The sequence below is a fragment of the Janthinobacterium svalbardense genome (assembly GCF_002327145.1).
GTDB classification, from domain to species: Bacteria; Pseudomonadota; Gammaproteobacteria; order Burkholderiales; family Burkholderiaceae_D; genus Janthinobacterium; species Janthinobacterium tructae.
Genome location: NZ_CP023422.1, coordinates 3,538,868 through 3,559,911, shown reverse-complemented (window position 1 = coordinate 3,559,911; position 21,044 = coordinate 3,538,868). Strand labels below are relative to the sequence as shown.

15 protein-coding genes are annotated in these 21,044 nt (G+C 66.8%); 2 read left to right on the top strand and 13 right to left on the bottom strand.

All coding sequences use genetic code 11. The features are described 5' to 3' along the window. Window positions 1-2: 2 nt before the first annotated feature. The 10 genes from CNX70_RS15745 to CNX70_RS15700 are packed head-to-tail and all read right to left on the bottom strand — an operon-like array spanning window position 3 to window position 13,063. Complete coding sequence (locus CNX70_RS15745; protein WP_096235464.1) at window positions 3-1,955, bottom strand: XrtA/PEP-CTERM system amidotransferase; 1,953 nt, start codon at window positions 1,953-1,955, stop codon at window positions 3-5. A gap of 10 nt (window positions 1,956-1,965) precedes the next feature. Continuing rightward, complete coding sequence (locus tag CNX70_RS15740; protein WP_096235463.1) at window positions 1,966-3,180, bottom strand: TIGR03088 family PEP-CTERM/XrtA system glycosyltransferase; 1,215 nt, start codon at window positions 3,178-3,180, stop codon at window positions 1,966-1,968. After that, window positions 3,170-4,756 (bottom strand): exosortase A, encoded by a 1,587-nt coding sequence (gene xrtA, locus CNX70_RS15735; RefSeq protein ID WP_096235462.1) that lies wholly within the window; start codon window positions 4,754-4,756, stop codon window positions 3,170-3,172. Before xrtA ends, CNX70_RS15740 begins: the two co-directional genes overlap by 11 nt. Beyond that, window positions 4,753-6,054 (bottom strand): TIGR03087 family PEP-CTERM/XrtA system glycosyltransferase, encoded by a 1,302-nt coding sequence (locus tag CNX70_RS15730; protein ID WP_096235461.1) that lies wholly within the window; start codon window positions 6,052-6,054, stop codon window positions 4,753-4,755. The genes xrtA and CNX70_RS15730 overlap by 4 nt, the downstream gene beginning before the upstream one ends. A gap of 15 nt (window positions 6,055-6,069) precedes the next feature. Further along, a complete protein-coding gene (locus tag CNX70_RS15725; protein ID WP_096238488.1) occupies window positions 6,070-7,149 on the bottom strand; it encodes a FemAB family XrtA/PEP-CTERM system-associated protein in 1,080 nt (359 codons plus the stop codon). Next, a complete protein-coding gene (locus CNX70_RS15720) occupies window positions 7,149-8,000 on the bottom strand; it encodes an XrtA system polysaccharide deacetylase (RefSeq protein WP_096235460.1) in 852 nt (283 codons plus the stop codon). Before CNX70_RS15720 ends, CNX70_RS15725 begins: the two co-directional genes overlap by 1 nt. Further along, window positions 7,997-9,133 carry a non-hydrolyzing UDP-N-acetylglucosamine 2-epimerase gene (wecB, locus tag CNX70_RS15715; RefSeq protein WP_208624425.1) on the bottom strand — a complete coding sequence of 379 codons (1,137 nt, stop codon included), beginning with the start codon at window positions 9,131-9,133 and terminating at the stop codon, window positions 7,997-7,999. The genes CNX70_RS15720 and wecB overlap by 4 nt, the downstream gene beginning before the upstream one ends. Before the next feature lie 10 nt (window positions 9,134-9,143). Then, window positions 9,144-10,688, bottom strand: a complete 1,545-nt coding sequence (locus CNX70_RS15710; RefSeq protein ID WP_096235458.1) for a TIGR03016 family PEP-CTERM system-associated outer membrane protein — start codon at window positions 10,686-10,688, stop codon at window positions 9,144-9,146. Continuing rightward, window positions 10,672-11,514: an XrtA-associated tyrosine autokinase gene (locus tag CNX70_RS15705; RefSeq protein ID WP_096235457.1), complete on the bottom strand. Its 843-nt coding sequence runs from the start codon at window positions 11,512-11,514 to the stop codon at window positions 10,672-10,674. The genes CNX70_RS15710 and CNX70_RS15705 overlap by 17 nt, the downstream gene beginning before the upstream one ends. 19 nt (window positions 11,515-11,533) lie before the next feature. Then, window positions 11,534-13,063, bottom strand: a complete 1,530-nt coding sequence (locus CNX70_RS15700) for an XrtA system polysaccharide chain length determinant (protein ID WP_096235456.1) — start codon at window positions 13,061-13,063, stop codon at window positions 11,534-11,536. 252 nt (window positions 13,064-13,315) lie between these two features. Between CNX70_RS15700 and CNX70_RS15695 the strand changes: the two genes are divergently transcribed. Both CNX70_RS15695 and CNX70_RS15690 read left to right on the top strand, forming a co-directional pair. After that, window positions 13,316-13,939 carry an XrtA/PEP-CTERM system exopolysaccharide export protein gene (locus CNX70_RS15695; RefSeq protein WP_096235455.1) on the top strand — a complete coding sequence of 208 codons (624 nt, stop codon included), beginning with the start codon at window positions 13,316-13,318 and terminating at the stop codon, window positions 13,937-13,939. Window positions 13,940-14,139: 200 nt separating this feature from the next. Beyond that, window positions 14,140-14,886: an N-acyl amino acid synthase FeeM domain-containing protein gene (locus CNX70_RS15690; protein ID WP_096235454.1), complete on the top strand. Its 747-nt coding sequence runs from the start codon at window positions 14,140-14,142 to the stop codon at window positions 14,884-14,886. A 1-nt stretch (window position 14,887) separates the two neighbouring features. Here the strand turns inward: CNX70_RS15690 and CNX70_RS15685 are convergent, their stop codons facing one another. Genes CNX70_RS15685 through prsT form a run of 3 tightly spaced genes read right to left on the bottom strand, consistent with a single transcriptional unit; the run spans window position 14,888 to window position 20,973 of the window. Further along, window positions 14,888-15,670 carry a S1 family peptidase gene (locus tag CNX70_RS15685; RefSeq protein WP_096235453.1) on the bottom strand — a complete coding sequence of 261 codons (783 nt, stop codon included), beginning with the start codon at window positions 15,668-15,670 and terminating at the stop codon, window positions 14,888-14,890. Continuing rightward, entirely contained in the window at window positions 15,667-18,186 is a 2,520-nt protein-coding gene (locus tag CNX70_RS15680) for a hypothetical protein (RefSeq protein WP_096235452.1), read from the bottom strand. Before CNX70_RS15680 ends, CNX70_RS15685 begins: the two co-directional genes overlap by 4 nt. A 3-nt stretch (window positions 18,187-18,189) precedes the next feature. After that, on the bottom strand, window positions 18,190-20,973 hold the full coding sequence (prsT, locus tag CNX70_RS15675) for an XrtA/PEP-CTERM system TPR-repeat protein PrsT (protein WP_096235451.1): 2,784 nt from the start codon (window positions 20,971-20,973) through the stop codon (window positions 18,190-18,192). Window positions 20,974-21,044 lie beyond the last annotated feature (71 nt).

The window sequence follows — 21,044 nt, the reverse complement described above, 5'->3', positions numbered from 1 at the left end:
CGTCACTCCACCGCCATGGCTGGTGCGGGCACCGGCGCCAGGCGGCCGTCGACGGGCAGCACCTGGCGCAGGAACGCTTCAAACATCAGCAGCGCCCACAAGGGCGCGCTGTAGTCGCGTCGCCCGCTGGCGTGCTGATCGAGCAGCAGGCGCACGTAGTCCATGTCGAACAGGCCGCATTGCGCCAGGGTGGGGCCCAGCAGGCGCTGTTGCAGGCGCTGGCGCAGCGGGCCGCGCAGCCAGTCGGCCAGCGGCACCGAAAAGCCCATCTTCTGGCGGTACAGCAGGGTGTCGGGCAGCAGCGGACGCAGGGCTTTTTTCAGCAGGTATTTGCCTTCGCCACGCCGCAGCTTGAATTGCGGCGGCAGGCCGGACATCCACGCCACCAGTTCATGGTCGAGCAGGGGCGAGCGCACTTCCAGCGCATGCGCCATGCTGGCCCGGTCGACTTTCGTGAGGATGTCGCCGGGCAGGTAGGTTTTCAGGTCCAGGTACTGCACCTGCGCCAGCGGATCTTGCGCGGGGCTGGCCAGCGCGTGGCGGCGCAGCACTTCGACGGCGCGGTAGCCATGCAGGCTGCGCCGCAGCTCGGGGCTGAACAGGCGCGCGCGCATGGCGTCGCCCAGCAGGCTGACGCCGTGAAAATATGCATCCGTCGTGTCGCGCGCCAGGCCCTCGAAGGTGGTCTTGGCGCGCAGGAAGCGGGGCGCCCAGTCGGCCTTCGGGTACAGCCGCCCCAGGGTGCCGAACAGCGACTGGCGCAAGCCGGCCGGCAGCAAGGGGTCCATCGCCTTGCGCACTCTTTCTTCGCGCGTGTGCAGGCGGTAGCGCCGGTAGCCGGCCAGGCTTTCATCGCCGCCGTCGCCCGACAGGGCCACCGTGACGCGCTGGCGCGCCAGCTGGCAGACTCTGTACGTGGGCATGGCGGAACTGTCGGCGAACGGTTCGTCGTACAGGTTCGCCAGCAGGTCGATCAGCTCGAAGTCGTCTTGCTCCACCTGGCGCGCGTGGTGCGCCGTGGCGTAGCGGCGCGCCACCAGGTCGGCGTAGCGCGCTTCGTTGTACGCGGGGTCGCCGAACGAGATGGAGCAGGTGTTGACGGGCGTGGCGCTGGCGCCGGCCATCAGCGCCACGACGGCGCTCGAATCGACGCCGCCGGAGAGGAAGGCACCGAGCGGCACTTCGGCCACCATGCGGATGCGCACCGCTTCGCGCAGGCGCGCCAGCAGTTCGTCGGCCGCCTGCGCTTCGCTGGCGGGTGGATTCGGCGTGAATGGAATATCCCAGTACGCTTGCGGCGCGGGCAGCGGCTGGCCGGCGCGAATCGACAGGGTATGCCCGGGTGGCAGCTTGCGCGCGTGCTGGAAGATGCTGCGCGGCTCGGGCACGTAGCCGTAGGCGAAATACTCTTCCACGGCCAGCGGGTCGAGCACGCGCGGCATGGCCGGATGCGCGAGCAGGGCTTTGAGTTCGGAGCCGAACAGCAGGGTGCCATCCTGCGCCTCGCCGTAGTACAGGGGTTTCACGCCCAGGCGGTCGCGCGCCAGGAACAGCAGATGGCGGCGGCGGTCCCACAGGGCGAAGGCGAACATGCCGCGCAGGCGCTGCACGCATTGCTCGCCCCATTGTTCCCAGGCGTGGACGATGACTTCCGTGTCGCTGCTGGTGCGGAAGCGATGGCCGAACTGGCGCAGTTCGGCCATCAGACTGCGGTAATTGTAGATTTCGCCATTGAAGACGATGGCGATGCTGCGGTCGGCGTTGAACAGCGGCTGCTGGCCGCTGGCCAGGTCGATCACGGACAGGCGCCGGTGCGCCAGGCCCAGTCCCGGCTCGCGGTGCAGTCCCCCTTCGTCCGGTCCCCGATGGCGCAGACTGTTGTTCATGCGCGCCAGCAGCTGCACGTCGATGTCGCGCTGGCCCTGCAAATCAAAGATGCCGCTGATGCCGCACATGGGAGGCCTTTCAGGGATAAGTGGACAGGGGAGAGGGCTGGCGCGCGCCCGTCAGGCGGTCGTACACGGCCAGGTAGGCGCCGGCCATGGCGGGCAGGCTGTGCTCGGCCAGCACCTGGCGCCGCCCGCGCGCGCCGTGGCGCGGGCCCAGTTCGGGCATGCTGTAGTAGTCGAGCATGGCGCCGGCCAGCATCTCGGCAGAACCAGGGGGCACCAGGGTGCCGCTCCAGCCCGACTGCACCAGTTCCGCATTGCCGCCCACCTGCGTGGCGACGATGGGCAGCCCCGTCGCCATCGCTTCGAGAATGGTGTTCGAACTGCCTTCGGCCAGCGAGGGCAGCACGAACAGGTCCATGGCGCGCAGCAGCTGTGCCACGTCGTCGCGCGCGCCGGGCAGCCAGGCAAGATGGGCCACGCCGGCCTGCTGCAGCAGCTCCAGGCAAGCCTGGCGGCACGGCCCGTCACCCACGATGAGCAGGCGCAGGCGCGCGCGGGCACCCGGCTGCGCCAGCAACAGCAGAAACGCCTGCACGAGCGAGGCGTGATCCTTGACGGCGGCCATGCGGCCCACGCTGCCGACGACGAAGGCGCCGTTGCACAGGAAGCCGGGCGGGCCGACGGCGGCCGGCGGCCCCAGGCGCGGATGGAATTGCACGCTGTCGACGCCATTGCCGATGTGCGATACCTGTGCGGGTGCCGCGCCGATGACGTCCACCAGCCAGTGTCCCAGGTCGGCGCTGACGGCGATGAAGTGCTGCACCAGCGGCAGCATGCATTTGCGCAGCAGCCGGTATTTGCGGCGGGTGCCGTGCAAGTCGCTCATGTCGCGCCCGTGTTCGCCATGCACGCGCAGGCGCACGCCGGCCAGGCAGGCCAGCAGTTGCGCTTCGAGGCAGCCCAGGTTGCGCGTGTGCACCACTGCCGGACGCAGCTGTTTCAGCACGCGGTACAGGCGCAGGTAGTGGCGCCAGTCCTTGCCTTCACGCTTGTCCAGGCTGATCACAGCGACACCGGGCGTGGTCAGGCGCTGGCGAAACGCGGTGGCGTTCTTCAGGCAGACGATGGCGTGCCGGTAGCGTTCGGGCGGCAGATGGTTGATCAGGTTGACCAAGCCGTTTTCCAGCCCGCCCACGTCGAGCTGGTGGATCACGTGCACGATCAGCGGGGCGGCATTGGCCGCTACAGCAGCCTCGCGTGTGTGGCCAGCATCGGTGTCAAGGGCCATGCGGCAGCTCCTGCAGACGTTGTTCGATGACGGGCAGCGCCGCCTGCAGGAAGGCGTGCAGGCGCGCGCGCGGCGGCGGCGCCAGCTCGTCGTAGGCGGCAAAGACGAGGATGTCGGCGCCATCCTGGCGCCTGCCCAGCAGCTTGGCTTGCGCCAGCAGCAGTTTTACCAGCACGGGGCGGGCCGTGATGATGCCGCCCTGGCGGTAGACGCGCCACACCAGCAGGCGTTCGCCACCGTGCCCCAGCACGCTTTCGCGCACGGCCAGGGCGCCGCTGGCCAGGGTGATGTCTTGCACGCGCTGCGCCAGCGCCATCCAGCGCGCGCCGTATGGCGAGGACTGGTGCGTCAGCAGTTCGGCATCGCGCGCCTGGCGCGCATACCAGTGCAGTTGCAAGCCCACCGGCGCGCCGTCGCCGTCGCCGCGCGCATACGTGGCGGCAAACCGCGCGGGCGTGCCCGCATACGGCGCCTGCCACGCGGGGGCCGCATCGTGCAGGCGCTGCCAGGCGGGCGGATCAGGCAAGGCCAGCACGGTCGCCGGCATCGCGGCGCCGTCGTCGCGGTGGCTGGCCAGCGCCAGCGCCGGCCATAGCGCCGCCAGCAGCAGGCAAGCCAGGCTGGCGCGCACGACGGCGTGCGGGCTGGCGCCTGGCCTGGCCGCGCATGGCACAGTGGGTGGCAAGATCGGCGCCAGCGGCAATTCACGCCAGCGCGCGGCCAGCCAGAACAGCAGCAGTACCACCAGGCCGAAGAACAGCCAGCCATAGATCAGGTGGTCGACGCCCACGGCCAGGCGCATGTTGCTCACGTGGCCCAGCATCACAATCAGGTAGGCGCGCACGCCATTGGCGAGGATGGGCACGATCAGGGCGGCGGCCATGACGGCCAGGCGCCGCCGCGTGCTGTGGAAATTCACATGGGCGAACAGGGCGCCCAGGGCCAGCGCGGCGATCAGGTAGCGCAAACCGCTGCACGCCTCCACCACCGACCAGTTACCGGTAGGCAGCGAAAAATTGTTGCCATCGCGAAACACAGGTACGCCCGTCCATTGCAGCGCGGTCACCGTGAAGGCAGCCGTGAAGTCGATCAGGGGATCGAGGAAGACTTCGCCAAACGGCACGGCCAGGAACAGATACGCGAGGGGAAAGGCCAGCAGGCGCACGGCTGGCCAGCCAAGGATGGCCAGCACGCAGGCGGGCAGCATGGCCGTGGCCGCATATTGTTCCACCACGTGTACGTTGGCGGCGTCAGCCAGCAGCCAGGCCAGGCCCAGCGCGCCCAGCAGTAGCAAGCCTTGCCACGACGGCTGGGGCGCCAGCGCGGCCAGGCGGGTGCGCTGGCGCCAGGCCAGCCAGCAGCTGATGGGCACGATCAGGAAGCCGTGCGCGAAGGTTTGCGAGCGCGACCACAATTCCAGCATCGACCAGAAGGTGGCGTGGTACAGCAGCACGATGGCGGCCAGCGCCAGCAGCAGGGCCGCCAGGGCGGCCTGGCGCCGGCCTTGGCCATGATGCTCATGCGGCAGGACGGCCGCGTCGGGCAAGCGGGCGACCTGGTCGAGCTGCAAGCTCATGTGGAGGGCTCCCGCACGGGCAGCGTCGGCATGCCGGCAGTGCTGGCTCCCGCATCGGCCACGGTACCGGCCTCGGCAGGCAGGCCCAGCATGGCGCCCAGGCCCCGCAGGTTGCGTTCCCAGTCGTAATCCTGCAACACCAGCTGGCGCGCCGCCGCACCGATGGCCGCGCCGCTGCCTTCGGCTGCCCCGCCGCAGGCGTTGCGCAGCACGCGCGCCGCATGGTGGATGAATTCGGCGTCGTCGCGCGCCAGCAGCAGTTCCAGGCCCGGCTGGGCGGCGATGCCTTGCAGCGCTTGCGGCGTGGCCAGCACGATCTTGCCCATCGCCATCGCTTCGAGCACCTTGTTTTGCACGCCGCGGGCAATGCGCAGGGGCGCCACGGCCAGCGCCGCGCCAGCCAGATAGGGCCGGATGTCGGGCACCTTGCCCGTCACCACCACGCCGGCAACCCTGGCCAGTGCGGTCACGGCGGGCACGGGGGCGCTGCCGACGATATAAAACTGCAACTGGGGAAACTGGCGCCGCAGCGCGGGCCAGACGTGGCGCACGAACCATTGCACGGCATCGATGTTCGGCCAATAATCCATGGCGCCCGTAAATACCAGCGCCTGCACGCCGGGCGGATAGATTGCGCTCTGGGCCGGCATGGGCGTGAAATACGCCGTGTCGACGCCGTTGTTGACATGCCCCGTCTTGCGCCGCGCCATCGGCGCGCACTGGCGGAACAGGGCCGCTTCGGCCGGCGAGACGAAGCTGGCGGCCGTGAACTGCTGGGCGATATGGCGCTCGTACTGCAGCAGCAGCTGCGCTTCGCGCCGGTACAGCAGCGACATGGGCCACGGTTTGCTGTCGCCGTACTGGCGCCATTTGTCGGAATCGACGTCGACGAAATCGATCACGCGGTGCACGGCGCGGCCCGCGCTGCCGTCGATGTATTGCGCCATGGGCCCGGAAAAGGCCAGCGCATGGCGCACCTTGCCGCTAGATAATAAGCCATCGACCCATTGCAGCAGGCGCGCATCGCGGTAGTACTGCACGCTCATGGCTTGCCGCGACAGCAGCGCCTGCAGGGCGCGCCAGCGGGCCGTGCCGCGCCGCAGTTCAATGAAGCGCGTGCTGGCACACAGGGCGGCCACGGTTTTCGTATGCTGCCAGTCGTCGTCATCGTCGATGAAACAGCCCAGGTGCACGCGGAAATGCCGGCTCAGGTACTGCAGCATGTGCCACGAGCGTATCTTGTCGCCCTTGTTGGGCGGATACGGCAGGCGGTGGGTGAGGAAGAGCAGTTCGCGCATGGCGTGTCCCCTTGCTTAGCCCAGTTGCCGCACGATGTGCGGCCCCAGCAGGTTGGCCAGCGGCAGCGGCAGGCGGCGCCAGGCGCGGATGAACAGCGCGTATTTGGGATTGAGTGGGTTGACTTCCGGCAAGGCCTTGGCGCGCACGAGCTGGTAGGCATATGGCAGCGGCTGCGGCGTAAAACCCCAGTTTTTCTTGAAGTCCCAGGCCCCAGTCCCGAGCTTGCTGCGGCCGAAATCGAACAGGCGGTAGCCGCGTTCGCAGGCGCGGCGCATCGTTTCCCAGTACATGAAGTCGTTGGCGCCCGTGCTGCGCGCCAGCGGCGTGCCGCCGCCGTAATACGGCAGCACTTCATCGCGGAAATAGAACAGCAGCACGCTGGCCTGCGCCTGCTGGCCGTGATACACGGTGAGGATCTCGCAATCGTCGCCAAACACCGCGCGCAGCAGGGCAAAATGGCGGCGCGCGAAGACGGGCGTGCCCAGCCGGTGCACGCTGGCCGCGTAGATCGGGTAGAAGTGGCTGAGGTCATAATCGATGGCGCTGTGCAGGCCCGCCGCCATGGCCTTGCGCACGACGGCGCGCTGCTTGCGGGGAATGGCCAGCAGGTTCTGTTCGGCATCCGGGAGCAGGGCGCGGCGGAAGGTCGCGTACAGTGGTTTGTGCAGCCAGGCAGCGTGCGCATTTTCGTCCACCTCGCGCCAGCGGTATTCCAGGTGCCCCACGCCGAGGCGCCGCGCCAGCGCCAGCGCCGCTTCGTCGAGGGCCAGTCGCACGGCCGGGCTGCCGCCGGCGATGCCGCCGTACACGCAAAACGGCAGCGAGACGAGGGACGAGCCGAACAAACGGCTGCGCACATGCGCCAGCGGCAGCACGGCGGCGATGCGCCCGTCCTGTTCCGCGTACAGGAAATGGCTGTCGTGGTGAAAACCTTGCTGCAGGATGGTGTGCCAGCCGGCGCGGTGAAAGAAGGTGGCTTCGGGACAGGCCTCGACAAAGGCATCCCAGCGTGCATGTTCGTGCGCCTGCAGGGACCGCACGGCAATGGCGGCGCTGGTCGGCGCCGGGTCGGCAGGAAGGCTGGCCTCGTGCATCATGTGCTTTCCAGAAAAATACGGTCCATGCGGTCCCAGGTGAAGTCGGCCGTCAGGCGCGCCAGCCGCGCTTCCATGCGCCCCAGGTTCAAGTAGTGGCGAAAGCGCGTTTTCGCGCTCAGGCCCGGCGGGCGCGGCTGACCGGGATCGAGTTCCCAAGGATGAAAATAGAATATGCCAGCTTGCCCGTCGCGCGAATTGATGCGTCGCAAAAGCCAGCGCGACAGTGCATACGGCATCAGGCGAAAATAGCCGCCGCCGCCGGCCGGCAAGTTGCGCCCGCGCAGGCGCACGGTGCTGATGGGCAGCTCCAGCACACCGTGGGGGCCCTGCGGACGCCAGGCGAAGCGGGGAGCATCGGGCATGCCGTAATGGTCGTGGCGGATCGGGTAGATGCTGGAACTGTAGCGATAGCCCGCTTCCTGCAACACCTCGAAGGCCCACAGATTGGCCGCGCCGATGGAAAAACTGGGCGCCCGGTAGCCGTGCACGGGCAGCCCCGTCAATTGCTCCAGGATGGTCTTGCTGCGGCGCACATCGTCGGCGAACTGGGCGGCCGACTGGTCGCAGGCGCGCAGGTGCGCATAGCCGTGGCTGGCCACCTCGTGCCCCGCGCCGGTCACGCGGCGCAGCATGGCCGGATAGCGCTCGGCAATCCAGCCCAATGTAAAAAAGGTGGCGTGGATGCGCCGGCTTTCCAGCAGCAGCAGGATGCGCTCGATGTTCGCCTCGACCCGGCATTCCAGGCGGGGCCAGTCGGCGCGCGCGATGTGCGGCGCGAAGGCGGACACCTGGAAATAGTCTTCCACGTCGATGGTCAAGGCGTTGCGCAGTATTGCCGGCGGCGTCATGGCGTGCCCCGGCGCGCCGCCAGCCAGGGCGCGATGACGGCGGCGATACGCTCGGCTGCGTGGCCATCCCACAGGGGCGGAATGCGGCCGCGCTTGCCGCCCGTCTCGAGGATGGCGCGCGCCAGCGCCAGAATGGTGGCCGGTTGCGTGCCGGCCAGGGTATTCGTGCCGGCACTGACGGTGACGGGGCGCTCCGTATTGTCGCGCAGGGTCAGGCAAGGCACGCCCAGGGCCGTGCTTTCTTCCTGGATGCCGCCGGAATCGGTCAGCACCAGGCGCGCGCCCTGCATCAGGCCCAGCATTTCCAGGTAGCCCAGCGGCGGCAGGCAGACGATGGCCTGGCGCGCCAGCAATGCTTCCAGGCCCGCTAGACGCAGGCCGGCCAGGGTGCGCGGGTGGATGGGAAACAGCAGCGGCAGCTGGCATGACAATTGCCCGAGCGCCTGCAGCAGCGCTTGCAGCTGCGCCGCATCATCCACGTTCGACGGCCGGTGCAGTGTCAACAGGCCATACGCGGGCGGACAGGCGTGGCCGTGGGCGCGCAGGGTGGTCTCGGGCTGGACTGCGCGCGGCAGTTGCTGCCGCAGGCTGTCGATCATGACGTTGCCCGTGAAGTGGATGCGTTCGGGGGCGATGCCTTCGCGCAGCAGGTTGGCGCGCGCGCTCTCTTCGCTGGTCAGCAGCAGGCTGGATAATTGATCCGTCAGCACGCGGTTGATTTCCTCGGGCATGCGCCGGTCGCCGCTGCGCAGGCCCGCCTCGACGTGGATCACGGGAATGTTCCGCTTGGCCGCCACCAGCGCGCACGCCAGGGTGGAGTTGACGTCGCCCACCACCAGCACGCAATCGGGCGCCAGCGGCGGATGCGTGTCGAGCACGGCATCGAAGCGGCGCATGATCTCGGCCGTCTGCTGCGCGTGGTTGCCGGAGCCGACGTCGAGGCTGATGTCGGGCGCGCGCAGGTCCAGATCCGTAAACAGCTGGCCGTTCATGGCCGTGTCGTAGTGCTGGCCGGTATGCAATAGCGTCACGCGCACGGCGGGCGCCTGGCGCGCCAGGGCGGCCAGGATGGGCGCCATTTTCATCAGGTTGGGGCGCGCGGCCACCACGCACAGAAGAGAGGGGTCGGACATTGCGGGCTCCTTAGAATTGCATGGTGAGCGTGGCGCTGACGCCGTTTTCGCGGTAGTTGCCGCCCCGGTTGCTGGCGTGCCGCATGTGCCGCACATCGATGCTGGCCGTCATGTTCGGCTGCAGGACGCGGCTGTAGCCGGCCGTCACGGTAATGTTGTTGTCGCGCCGGGGCACGCTCAGCGAGCGCACGCTGGCGTAGCCGGCATTGACATTCACGCTGGTGCGCGAACTGGCTTGCCAGTTCCAGCCCACGTTGGCGCCGATCTGGCGCGTGCGGTCTTCGCTGCCGAACTCCATGCCGGGCAGCAGGGCGCTGTCGATGCCGCTGGCCGTTTGCGCCGTGCGGTCGACGGCCGTGACGCCGGCGACCAGCGTGCTCTTGGCCGTGGCGCGCGCCATCGTCAGCTTCAGCTGCTTTTGCAGGAAATAGCGGTGGCTGAAGTAATTGATGGCGCCCCGTTCCGGCCCCAGGCTGTTGGCGTAGCGCAGGAAGGCATTGATGCGCAAGCGCCTGTCGCGCGCGTTGGGAAAGATGCCGCGCCATAATTGATCGAGCAGCTGGCCCGCGTCGCTGTCGCCCAGGCGCGCAAACTGCGTGGGCATGGTGGTGATGTCTTCGCTGTAGCTCAGTTGCCAGTTGGTATGGCGCTGCAGGAAGTTGGCATCGAGGCTGTAGGTGGTGCCAAAAAAGCGCTTGCCCGTGCTGAAAGCCACGCTGGTGCGCGGCGACGGCGTCCACACGCCGCCCAGCGACCAGAAGCGGCCTTCCGGCGCCTTGCCGTTGCTCGATATATAGCCTTCCTTTTCCATGCCGCCGCTGGCCGTGGCCGCCCATTTTCTGCTGAACGGATAGCGCAGGCCCACGCTGCTGCGCTGCATGCGCACGGGCGCCAGCTTGCCGTCCTGCGTGCGGCGCACATCGTGGCTGGCGTTCCAGGACCAGCCCTGGCCGCGCGGTTCGCCGCTGAGCAGCAATTCCATTTCATCGCTATGCACGGACAGCAGATCGCCGCCGCTGGCTACCGTATTGCGCGTGTAGCGCAGCTCGGCCGTGGCCAGGCCACGGAAGCGGTGGCGCAGGTAGGGGCTGATGCCGGTGGTGCGTACCGTGCTGGTATTGTCCGTGTCGGGCAGCTCGTCTATCAGTTGCGGGCCGAACGGCGAGATGTTGCGCCGGCTCACGCTGGCGTTGGCATCGATGAAGAACCAGTCCTGCACCATCTCGGCGTCGGCTGCGGCGTGCAAGTCGTGGTTGTCGCTATTGCCGCGCTGCCCCGAGAGGTATTTGTGCCAGCTGTAATCGAGGTTCACGCGCAGGCGCGGGCCCGTGCCGATGAGGGCGATGGCGGGCGCGATTTCCGTGATGAAGTCCGCTTGTGCCTGGCCGGGCGGCGCGCGCAGCGCATTGTCCGTATAGCTTTCGCGCAGGCGCAGCGACGGTTTCACCAGCCAGTCGACAGCCAAGGCCGGCAGGGGTAGCAGCAAAGAGAGCAACGGCAGCAACGGCGGCAGCGCCAGCGGTAGCGAAACCCGGCGGCTAGTCGTAATAGCCATAGCCGTAGTAATCGTTGCCGGGGAACGATTTGGTCTTGTTGTAGATCAAATGTATGTGTTCGCACGCTTCGATCTGGCGCAGCGCCTCCTTGACGGCGTGCTGGGTCGTCGTTTCCGCCTCGACCACCATCACCACTTGGCCCATCTGCCCCACCAGCGCGTGCGCTTCGCTGGTAATGAGCAGGGGCGGCGAATCGAAGACGACGATGCGGTCGCTATAGCGGCTGGCGATTTCGGCCAGCAGGCGGCTCATGGCCCGGCTGGCCAGCAATTCCGTCGCGTGCTTGTTGCTGCGCCCGGCGGGCAGGATGCGCAGGTTGGCCACGTTGGTTTTCAGGATCACGTCCGCCATGGCCAGCTGCGGGTCGAGCAGCACGTCCATCAGCCCAGGCTCGGGCGGCAGGCCCAGCACTTTCAGCACGGACGGTCGCGCCACGTCGGCATCGACCAGCAGCACCGTGATATCCATTTCCATGGCGATGCTCATGGCCAGGTTGACGGCGCAATACGTCTTGCCTTCGCCGGGCATGGCGCTGGTGACGACGATCAGGTTGCCGTGGCGGATGGCCTCGGCGCCGCTGGCGCGCGCCTGGCGTAGCAGCGGGCGCTTGATGATGCGAAAATCTTCGGCCACCGAACTGCGCCCGCCTTCCTGCGTGAGCATGCCTTGCTCCGCCAGCCGGGCCAGGTTCAGGGTGCGGTACTGGGGGTTGCTGGCCGCCGCCAGGGTGTCCGCGCTGTCCGCAACATCTGGACCATAAGCCACGCTGGTCTCGGCCACGCCCAGGATCGTGGATTCCTGCTTGCCGCTGTCCTTGCTGCTCATCGTCGCTCCCTTGGTGGCTCTAGAATTTCAGCAGCGCGGCCGTCATGACCCCGCCGTACAGCAGGAACAGGCTGCCCAGGCAGCCGGCAAAGGCGTAGCGGGCGCGGCGGCGGCGCACCTGCTGCAACGGCGTCCAGTTCATCGATACCGTGCCCAGCACATTCAAGCCCGTGGCATCGCGCAGTTCGGCGGGGCTGAGGAAGGTGGGGCGCACCTGGCTGATCAAGAGGGCCGTGGCGATGCCGGCCACCAGGGCCGCGCCCAGCGCCGCAGAAAACAGCAGCGGACGGTTCGGGCCGACGGGCGCATATTGCACCGTGGGCGGGTCGATGATCTTGAAGGCCATCATCTCGGTGGTGGAACTGAGTTCGCCCGACAGCTTGGCCGCTTCGCGCCGGCCGATCAGCTTTTCATAGTTTTCCTTGTTGATGATGTAGTCGCGGTTCAGTTGCGCCAGCTGCGATTCCACCTCGGGTACGGCATTGCTTTGTGCCAGCAGGCGCTCATTGCGCGCGTTGTATTCCTGCACGCGGGCGCGGATGGCGGCCACCTTGGCGTCCGCGTCCGTCAGCGCCACCTTCAGTTGCTGCAGCATGGGGCTGTAGTTCTTGCCCGGGTCGCCGGATGCCGTTTTCAGCTTGCTTTCCTCGATCTTGCGCTCTTCCAGCTGCGCAATGAGGCGCTTCGAGGCGATGATGTCGGGATGCAATTCTGTAAATTGCATGCGCAGGCTGTCCAGATTCTTGTTGAGCGAGGCGATGCGCTCATCGAGTTCCGGGTTCGTGATGGCCGCCGCGTTTGGCTCCAGGTCGAGCACCGGTTCGTCGCCTTCGATCTGGCTCAGGATGGCCTTGCGCGCCTGTTCCGCCTCGACCAGTTCCAGCTTGGCATTGTTCAGGCTATCGGACGACATCAGCAGCTGGCTGCCATAGTCGATGCCCAGGCGCGGCAGCAGCAGGTTGTTGCGGATCTTGAATTCCTTCACCAGGTTTTCCGCCGCGCTCAGCTTGTCCTCGTAATTCTTGATCTGCTCGTCGATGAATTGCACGGCCTTCTGCGAATCGCCCTTTTTCCCCTGGAAACTGCCTTCGACAAAGATGGTCAGCAGGCTTTGCACCACGTCGCGCACCAGCTTCGGGTCGCGCCCGCTGTAGCTGATGGTGTAGATGTCGTAGGCGCTGGTGCCGCTGATCTTGATGCGGCTCATCAGCTCATCGAGCCGGCCTTCGTGTTCGCGCACGGTCTTCGAATTCAGGTCGAGGTCGACCATGCGCATGACGCGCTCCACGTTCGGGCGGCTGAGCAGTGTGCGGCTCATGATGGCCACCTGCTGTTCCGTGTTCGGCACGCTGGTCATGCCGGCCAACAGCGGCTTGAGGATGGTTTGCGTATCGACAAACACGCGCGCCGACGTCTGGAAGTCGTCGGGTAGCGTAATGACCTTGATGAAGCCACCGATCGCCACCAGCCACGCTACCAGCAGCGCATGCCAGCGGTACTTCCAGATGCCTTTCAGGCTGGAAAGCAGTTGCTGTATCAATTCCTCCATGTCGCTTCCTTCAGGTGACGGTGCTGCACGGTCGATGGCTGGGCGGCGCGGACAACGGCGTCTTGCAAGAAATGCTTGCCTGTTGAGTAAGCAAAGTATAGGGCGCCTGTGGAGCAAGATTTCCCAAGATGATTGCTTCTTGATACGCCTCAAGGTTCACTTGCCGGGTTTTAATAATCATAGGAAGTTCGCGGCCCAGGCTGGTTCTGCGGGGCCTGCCACGGACGCGCCATCGACTCGAAGAGGCCCCGCATGAATCCGTTTCGCCGTGCATTTGTAACCCACACGCTGCTCCTGGCGTGTACTGCCAGCTTGCTGGGGGGCTGCCGCACACGCTATCCGCTGGCACCCGCCGACGACAGCGCCCCCATGCACGACTATCTGATCGGCCCGGGCGACTCCGTCAACATCATCGTCTGGCGCAATCCGGAAGTGTCGCTGACGGTGGCCGTGCGGCCCGATGGCAAGATCACCACGCCGCTGGTGGAGGATCTGGCCGCCAGCGGCAAGACCTCGACCCAGCTGGCGCGCGATATCGAGCAAGCCTTGGGCAAGTTTATCCAGCAACCGGTGGTGACGGTCATCGTCACCAATTTCTCGGGCCCGTATGGCGAGCAGATCCGGGTCATCGGCGAGGCGGCCAAGCCGCAGGCGCTGCCGTACCGCCTGGGCATGTCGCTGATGGACGTGCTCATCGCCGTGGGCGGCATCACTGACTTTGCCGCCGGCAACAAGGCCAGCATCATCCGCATGCGCGACGGCAGCCAGCAGCAGCTGGGCGTGCGCCTGGACGACCTGCTCAAGAGCGGCGATATTTCCGCGAATGTCATGATGCGGCCGGGCGACGTGCTGTTGATACCGGAGAGCTTTTTTTAGTAGCGGGCTCGGCAATATCAAAACAGCACTTATATTTGTCTTTTTGTACTTTCCAGCAAATTTCAGCGTGCAATTTTGCTACTGAATAGCATAATTCTTCTGTTTTTTTTGCCTGACGCGGGAACTTCTCTGCTTTTTATCTTGTCACAAGGCATTGGCTTCAGTCCGTCTCGACGGCTGCCGATGAACGTGAGGACAAGATGAGCTTTCAAGATGAACCTATTATTTCCTTCGACACGCCCGGTACTTTCAGTGACCTGGTGGTGGGCGAGGGCCAGATCGACCCGGCGATGGAGCACGAGCTCGACCTGCAGCGCTTTCATATCCGCATGGCCAATTCGCGTGGCCGGCGCGAGGCGGCCAGTTTGCTGATCCGCAAGATGTACGGCTGGCGCGGCTATGCCGTCGATCCCGGCATCGCGCATGCACTGAATAAAATCACCCTGTTTGCGGAAACGGCAGGCTCCACCGTCGGCACCATGACCCTGTGCCTGGACAATGACGAGACGGGCTTGCCCGCCGATGAAAACTTTCGCGACAAGCTCGACGTGCTGCGCGAGGAGGGCCGGCGCCTGTGCGAACCGTCGCGCCTGGCCATTGACAAGGGCGTGAGCAAGCGCGTGTTTGCGGCACTGATTCATATTTCTTATATCTATGCCCACAATATTCACGGCTTTACGGATTACGTGATTGAAGTCAATCCGCGCCATGTGGTGTTTTACAAGCGCATGCTGGGTTTCAAGGATTTTGGCGGCGAGCGAGAGTGTACGCGCGTGGGCGCGCCGGCCGTACTGCTGCGCCTGGACCTCGACTACATGGGGGCCCAGATCCGCAAATACGGCGGCATGATGGAACAGCATGGGGGTGAACGATCGTTTTACCCCTTTTTTTTTCCGACATGGGATGAACCAGGCATCACCGACCGGCTGCGGCAGGGGCGCAACTGACTCATTTATTTTTCAGCAAGATCGCCTGCATGTGGCTGCCCGGAATCGCGTAGGTGATGCCGCTGGGAGCGGTAATGGCCGCCTCTTTCAGGCCCTTGACATACACCATGTTGACGATGCCATAGACGAGACCGGTCTCGGGATCGAACAGGGGGCTGCCGCTGCTGCCTGGATACGCCGTCGCGTCCAGCTGGAATACCGTGTACGGCGCTTTTTGCAGTTGCGCCAGGCGCCGGGTGTCGAGGCGCTGCGCCGTTGCGCTGGGCCTGACCACCGGCGTCAGCGACGATACGGTGGCGCGGTGCGTCACGTGGTGCAGACCCAGCAAGGTACCCAGCGGGAAGCCGGTAAACGCCATGGCCTGGCCTTCGCGCACCGTGCCCGCGTCGCCCAGCGCCAGGGCCGGCAGGGGCGCGCCAGCCAGGCGCAGCAAGGCCAGGTCGTGCTCCGTGTCCAGCGCCTGGATTTTGGCGGGGCGAAATTGCGCCGCCTCGCCCTGGCCTGTGAGTATGCCAATCACTTCGGTGGGATTGGCATCGAGCAGTTTTTGAATCACATGGGCGCAGGTCAGCACACTCAAGCCGTCGCCCGCCACGAAACCCGTGCCGAGGAAATTCATGGGCGGCGTGCGCGTCGCTTGCAGGCTACCGACGCCGACGATGGACGGCTTCACGCGCGCAATGACTTGCGCCAGGGCTTGGTCGGCACGGCAGGGCGCGCTGGCCACAGCCAGGACCAGGCAGGACAGCAGGGCAGAGGAGAATGTCAACGGCAGGGCTTTCATGGCGGCGCACTTTCAGAGGGAGGCGGTTGCGGGGGCTGCAGCAATGCGCACAGCAGCATCAGATAGCACAGCAGGGCGATACGCGGCACGTCGAGCAGGCTGTCGAACAGCCCGACGACGAGAAAACCCAGCAGGGCGGCGGCGCAGGCCAGCGCGCACTGGTTGCCTCCCGTGGCCTGGCGCAGCAGGCGCAGGCTGGCCAGGGAGAGCAGAGCCAGCAGCGTCAGTGCGCCACACCAGCCCATTTCCACCAGCACATGCAGCGCCAGGCTCTTGATATGCCACGGCAAGTGATGGTGGTCGCTGCCGAAAAACCAGTAATTGTTGGCCTGCGTAAAGCGTCCGTTGACGATCAATTCCTCGCCACCGGGCGCGCGCAGGCTCAGATTGTCGACGTCGATCACGGACGAGGTGGCCGTGCCGCTGGCCGCCAGTTCCAGCTGCACGGGCGGGCGCAGCAGCCAGGCGCCCGCGCCCAGCCATTTGCTGTCGAACGGCACTTCATAGTGCTGCCAGGCCGGCACGGGACTGCCTGGCGGGGGCGCCTGCAGGCGCAGGGGGATAGGCACGCAACCTTGTGCGTACAGCAATTGTCTCTGGCACAGGCGCACCAGCAGCACGGGCATGGGGCCGCTTCGGCGCACGTCCAGCGCCAGGGTGTAGTGCGTGGCTGGCTGCAGCGGCAGGCGTTGCAGCAGCCGCAGCAGTTCGCCATAGCCGGCGCTGTAGCCGGGACTGGCCAGGTGCACATAGGTGTTGCCGGAATTGCCAGGTTCGCCGCCTTCCTCCGCATAGGCGATGCTGGCCGGCACTTCGCGCCCCGGATTGTGCCAGTAGTATGTGGCAGGAAAGCTGCCCATGCCCATGCCGAACAGCTGATCGCCCCAGTCGGACGGCTGCATGGCCAGCACTTGCCGCCAATGGCGCAAGCGGCCTTGCAGGTCGAAGGCCGTGGTGGCGAAACGTTCGGTGGCGTAATAGCTGGCCGAGACGGGGATGGCCAGCAGCAGCAGGATGCCGGCCGCGCCCGCGATGCTCAGGCTGGCCCGGTCCAGCCGCCATAGCGGCGCGCGCAAGCGTCCATTGCACAGCATCAGCATGGCCAGCAACACGACCAGACCGGCCGGCGCCAGGGCGGGAGCACCGGCCCAGTGCCAGCCTATCCAGACCAGATTGCACGTCAGCATGGTCCAGGCCATCATCGCCAGAACCAGCCTGGCCGGGCCTTTGCCGGCAGCGCCGCCCGGCCACAGGGTGCCGGGCAGCAGTGCGCCCGCCAGCAGCACGGCGGCCAGCAGGAACAGGAAATACGGGCCTTTCAGCCAGCCGGCAGCCTGCTGGCCGGCCCATTCCGGCCACCAGCTGGCAAGCAGCCCCTGCAGGCACAGCGCGCACAGCAGGCTGGCCGGCGCCAGGCGCCACGGCAAGGGCCGCGCGGCCAGCACGAAGCTGGCCGTGAGCAGGATGACGGCGGCGAGCAAGCCCCGGTAGCCGGCCGCGCTGAACATGGTCACGAGCAGGACGGTGCCCAGGCCGGCCAGCAGTAGCATCAGCAAGGGTTTGCGCATGGTTCGCCGGCCCGTCGGACGCTGCGCCGCGCCGGGGGCTGTGCGCAAGGTCTGCCGCAAGGTCTGCCACATGGCCAGCAGCACGGCCAGCAGCACGGCCGCCGCCAGGGCCGCGTACAGGCCCCGTGAAAAGGTGGTACATGCCGCGTGCAGGGCCAGTGCCAGCAGCAGCAAGGCCAGCGCCGCCTGCCAGCGGCTGCGCGCGCGCGCCAGCCACAGTCCCGCAAATGGCAGGCTCAGGGCCAGATAGCCATCCAGCGCGGCGCCGCCCGTGTGCATGGCGGAAAACGGCGCCGTGATGCGGTAGTCGCTGGACAGGTTCGTCAAACCGGGAAACACGGCCCGTTCCCACAGCGCGAACAAGGACACCATGGCCAGCCCGGCCAGCATGCCCGGCAGCGCGTAGCGGCGCAGGGCGGACGGATCCCCGTCGCGCAGCAGCAGCGGCAGCAGCAGTATGCTCCAGGCCCAGGCCTTGCCTAGTCGCAAGCTGTTGTAGGGGCTCAGGTAATTATCCCAGGCATACACGTCGATGGGCGGCAGCGGCAGGACGCCGCGCAGCAGCGCCGCCAGCCAGGCCAGGCTGCACAGCAGCAGGCAGGCGCGGGCGGCGGGCGAGAGCCGCGCCACGGCGCTCCGGGACGGTCCGCCCAGGCGCCAATAGCCGCAGGCTACCGTCAGCAACAGCAGCACGTCGATTTCTTCGAGGAAGAACCAGCCCGTCCACGGCGCCAGGTCGAGCACGGGCAGCAGGGCGGGCACGCAGAACAGCCAGCAGGCGGGCCGCCAGCACAGCAGCAGGAAATAGGCGGGCAGCAGGGCGGCAAACAGCAGGCCGGGCCAGCCGTGGCCCAGCGGATAATGGCGCAGGGCCAGCATGCAGGCCGCGCCCGCCAGCAAGGCCAGCAGCCGTGCTGCCAGGCCAGGCAAGGCCGCGTGCGCCGCCATGGCCTAGAGCTGGGTCAGCAAGGCCTGCGCCTCGGCCCGCTGCGGGAACTCCTTGTTGGCGGCAAGCAGCTGTTCCAGTTGCTTGCGCGCCCCCGGCTTGTCGCCCGATTTCGCCAGCGCCGCGCCCAGGTGGTACTGGATTTCGGGCGACTTCGGCGCCAGGCCGGCCGCCTTGCGCAGCAGGGTGGTCGCGCGCTTGACGTCGCCCTGTTCCAGCACGATCCAGCCCAGAGTGTCGAGCACGATGGGGTTGTCCGGCACCAGCTTGAGCGCCTGCTCGGCCGTCGCCAGCGCGCGCGGATCTTTTTCCTGCTGGTACGCCCACGCCAGGTCGTTCAGCGCCGCCACATTGGCCGTGTCCTTGACCACGATGTACTGCAGCTGTTCGATGGCCGCGCCGTATTGCTTTGCCGCCAGCTTGGCCCCGGCCAGGTAGCTGCGCACACCCAGGTCATCGGGCTTGTCCTTCAGCCAGGCCGCCATGCGCGTATCGGCCTCGCGCACCTGGCCCGCGGCCAGCATGGCGCGGTGCAGTTGTACCTGCATGGGGCCAATATTGCTGATCTGCAGGGCGTGTTGGTACAGCTTGACGGCTTCCTGCGGCATTTTCTGCGCCAACAGCACGTCGCCTTCGAGCTTGTAGCCGGCCGCCAGCTTCGGCTGCTGTTGCTGCACCTGGCGCGCCACAGCCAGCGCGTCGTGCTGGCGGTTCAGGCCCAGCAGCAGCGACACTTCGACCACGCGTGCTTCGAGCAGGGTGGGATCGAGCAATTGCGCCCGCTTGGCCGCTTGCAGCGCATTCTGGCGGTCGCCCAGCGCCAGGTGCAAGCTGGCGATGCGCATCTGCAGCGGTGCCGACGTCGTCTGTATGCTGGCCAGCTTGCTGTAGCTGTCGAGCGCCGCCTGCGTCTGGCCGGCGCCGTACTCGACCTGCGCCCGCAGGGCCAACGCATCGGCGTCACCCGGGTGGCCCGACTGCAGAGTGCGTGCCAGTTCCAGCGCCTTGTCGGGCGCGCCCGTCTGCAGGTAAAAGTTACTCAGCAGCAGGGCCGGTGCGACGGCGTCGGGATTGTCGCGGTGGGCCCGCTCCAGCCAGCGCCGCGCCTCGTCCGTCTTGCCTTGCGAGGCGGCCAGCTTGGCCAGCGCCGCGCACAGGTCGGCATTTTTTGGCGCTTTCGCCAGCGCACGCTCGAAGCGCTGTTTCGCTTGTTCCGGCTTTTTCCCGGCCAGGTCGAGTTGCGCCAGGTTATTCAGGGCGGGGAGATAGACAGGGTCCATCCGCAGCGCCTGCTCGAAACTGGCGCGCGCGGCGGGTACGTCGCGCAAGGCCATATAGACGCCGCCTTTCAGGTTCAGCAGCAGGGGATTCGTGCCTTTCTGCTGCTGTTCCAGCATCTTGACGGTGGCCAGGGCCTTGTCGTTCTGTTTGTTGCGCAGCAAGGTCAGCACCAGCATGGTGCCCACCTGCGGCGTGCTCTTGTCGAGTATGCTGGCGCGTTCCAGTTCGTCGATGGCACGGCTGTTCTCGCCCATGCCCAGGCGGGTGATGCCCAGCGCCGCATGCAGCCTGGCCGTGTCCGGCGCCAGGGTGTTGGCCTTTTCGAAATACGCTGCGGCCTTGTCGTAGCGGCGCGCGCGCAAATGCGCCTCGCCCGCCAGCGACAGCAGTTCCACGTCGTCGGGAAAGGTGGACAGCACGGGCAGCAGCAGGTCGAGGGCCGCGTCCGTCTTGCCGCGCATCAGTTCGATCGACGCCATCATCTTGAGCGCGTACACATGTTTGGGATACACGGCCAGGAAGCGCTGCAGATAGCTTTCCGCCAGTTGCGGCGAGCCCAGCTTCAGCTGCACGGCGCCGGCCAGCAGGATGGACGGCATGTGCTCGGGCGCCACCTTGAGCACCAGTTGCAACGATTGCAGGGCCGCCTTGTTCTTGCCCTGGCGGAAATCGAGCAGCGCCTGGGCCTGCAGCAAGCCCAGGCTGTTGGGCGCCGTCTTGCGCGCCGTGGCCAGCTGGGCCGCCGCTTCCAGGTAGCGGTTTTCCAGGAGATCGAGGTTGGCCAGGTCGATATGGGCCTGGGTATTGTCCGGCTTGAGCTTGAGGATCTGCATGTAGGCGAGGCGCGCCGCGCCGTTCTTGCCTTGCAGGCGCTGCAGGTCGCCCTGCAGCCGCAAGGCGTCGAGGTTGGCGGGTGCGCTTTTCAGCGCCTGGGCCAGCAGCAGCTCGGCGGCCGGCACCTGCTGCTCCAGCGCCGCCAGCCGTGCCAGGCCCAGCAAGGCCTCGACCTGGCCGGGATGGGCTTCGAGCAGGCGCGCAAACACGGCGCGCGCCTCGTCCTGGCGGCCCACGGCCAGCAAAGCATCGCCGCGCAGGGCCAGCACGGCTGGCGGCTGCACCGCATCGTCGGTGATCTCGGCTAGTACCTTGTCGAACTGGCCCAGCATCAGCCACGCCTTGCCCAGCAATGGCATCACTTGCTGCGCCGCCAGGCCCAGCGACTTTGCCTTGCGCAATTCTTTCTCGGCCGACAGCGCTTCGCCCGTGTCGATATAGATGCTGCCCAGCAGTAAGCGCGCCGCTGCATTGTCCGGCTCCTTTTGCAGCAGGTTCTTCAACTGGATGATGGCGGCGCGCGCCTCGCCCTTCTGGCGGTACTGCTGCGCCTCGGCCAGCAGCGATGCGCTGCTCTGCGCGCCGTGGCACCCCGTCAGCAAGAGCAGCAGCAGGGTGCAGCACAGCGCGGCGGCCGGCAAGCCGGGGAAAGGGCGGGGCAGGGAACGAGCCATGGAAGTCTCCGTTAGCGGCGTGCGTGAAGGATGGGCATGGCCTAGCTTAAAAAGATGGGCGCCGCTCTCCT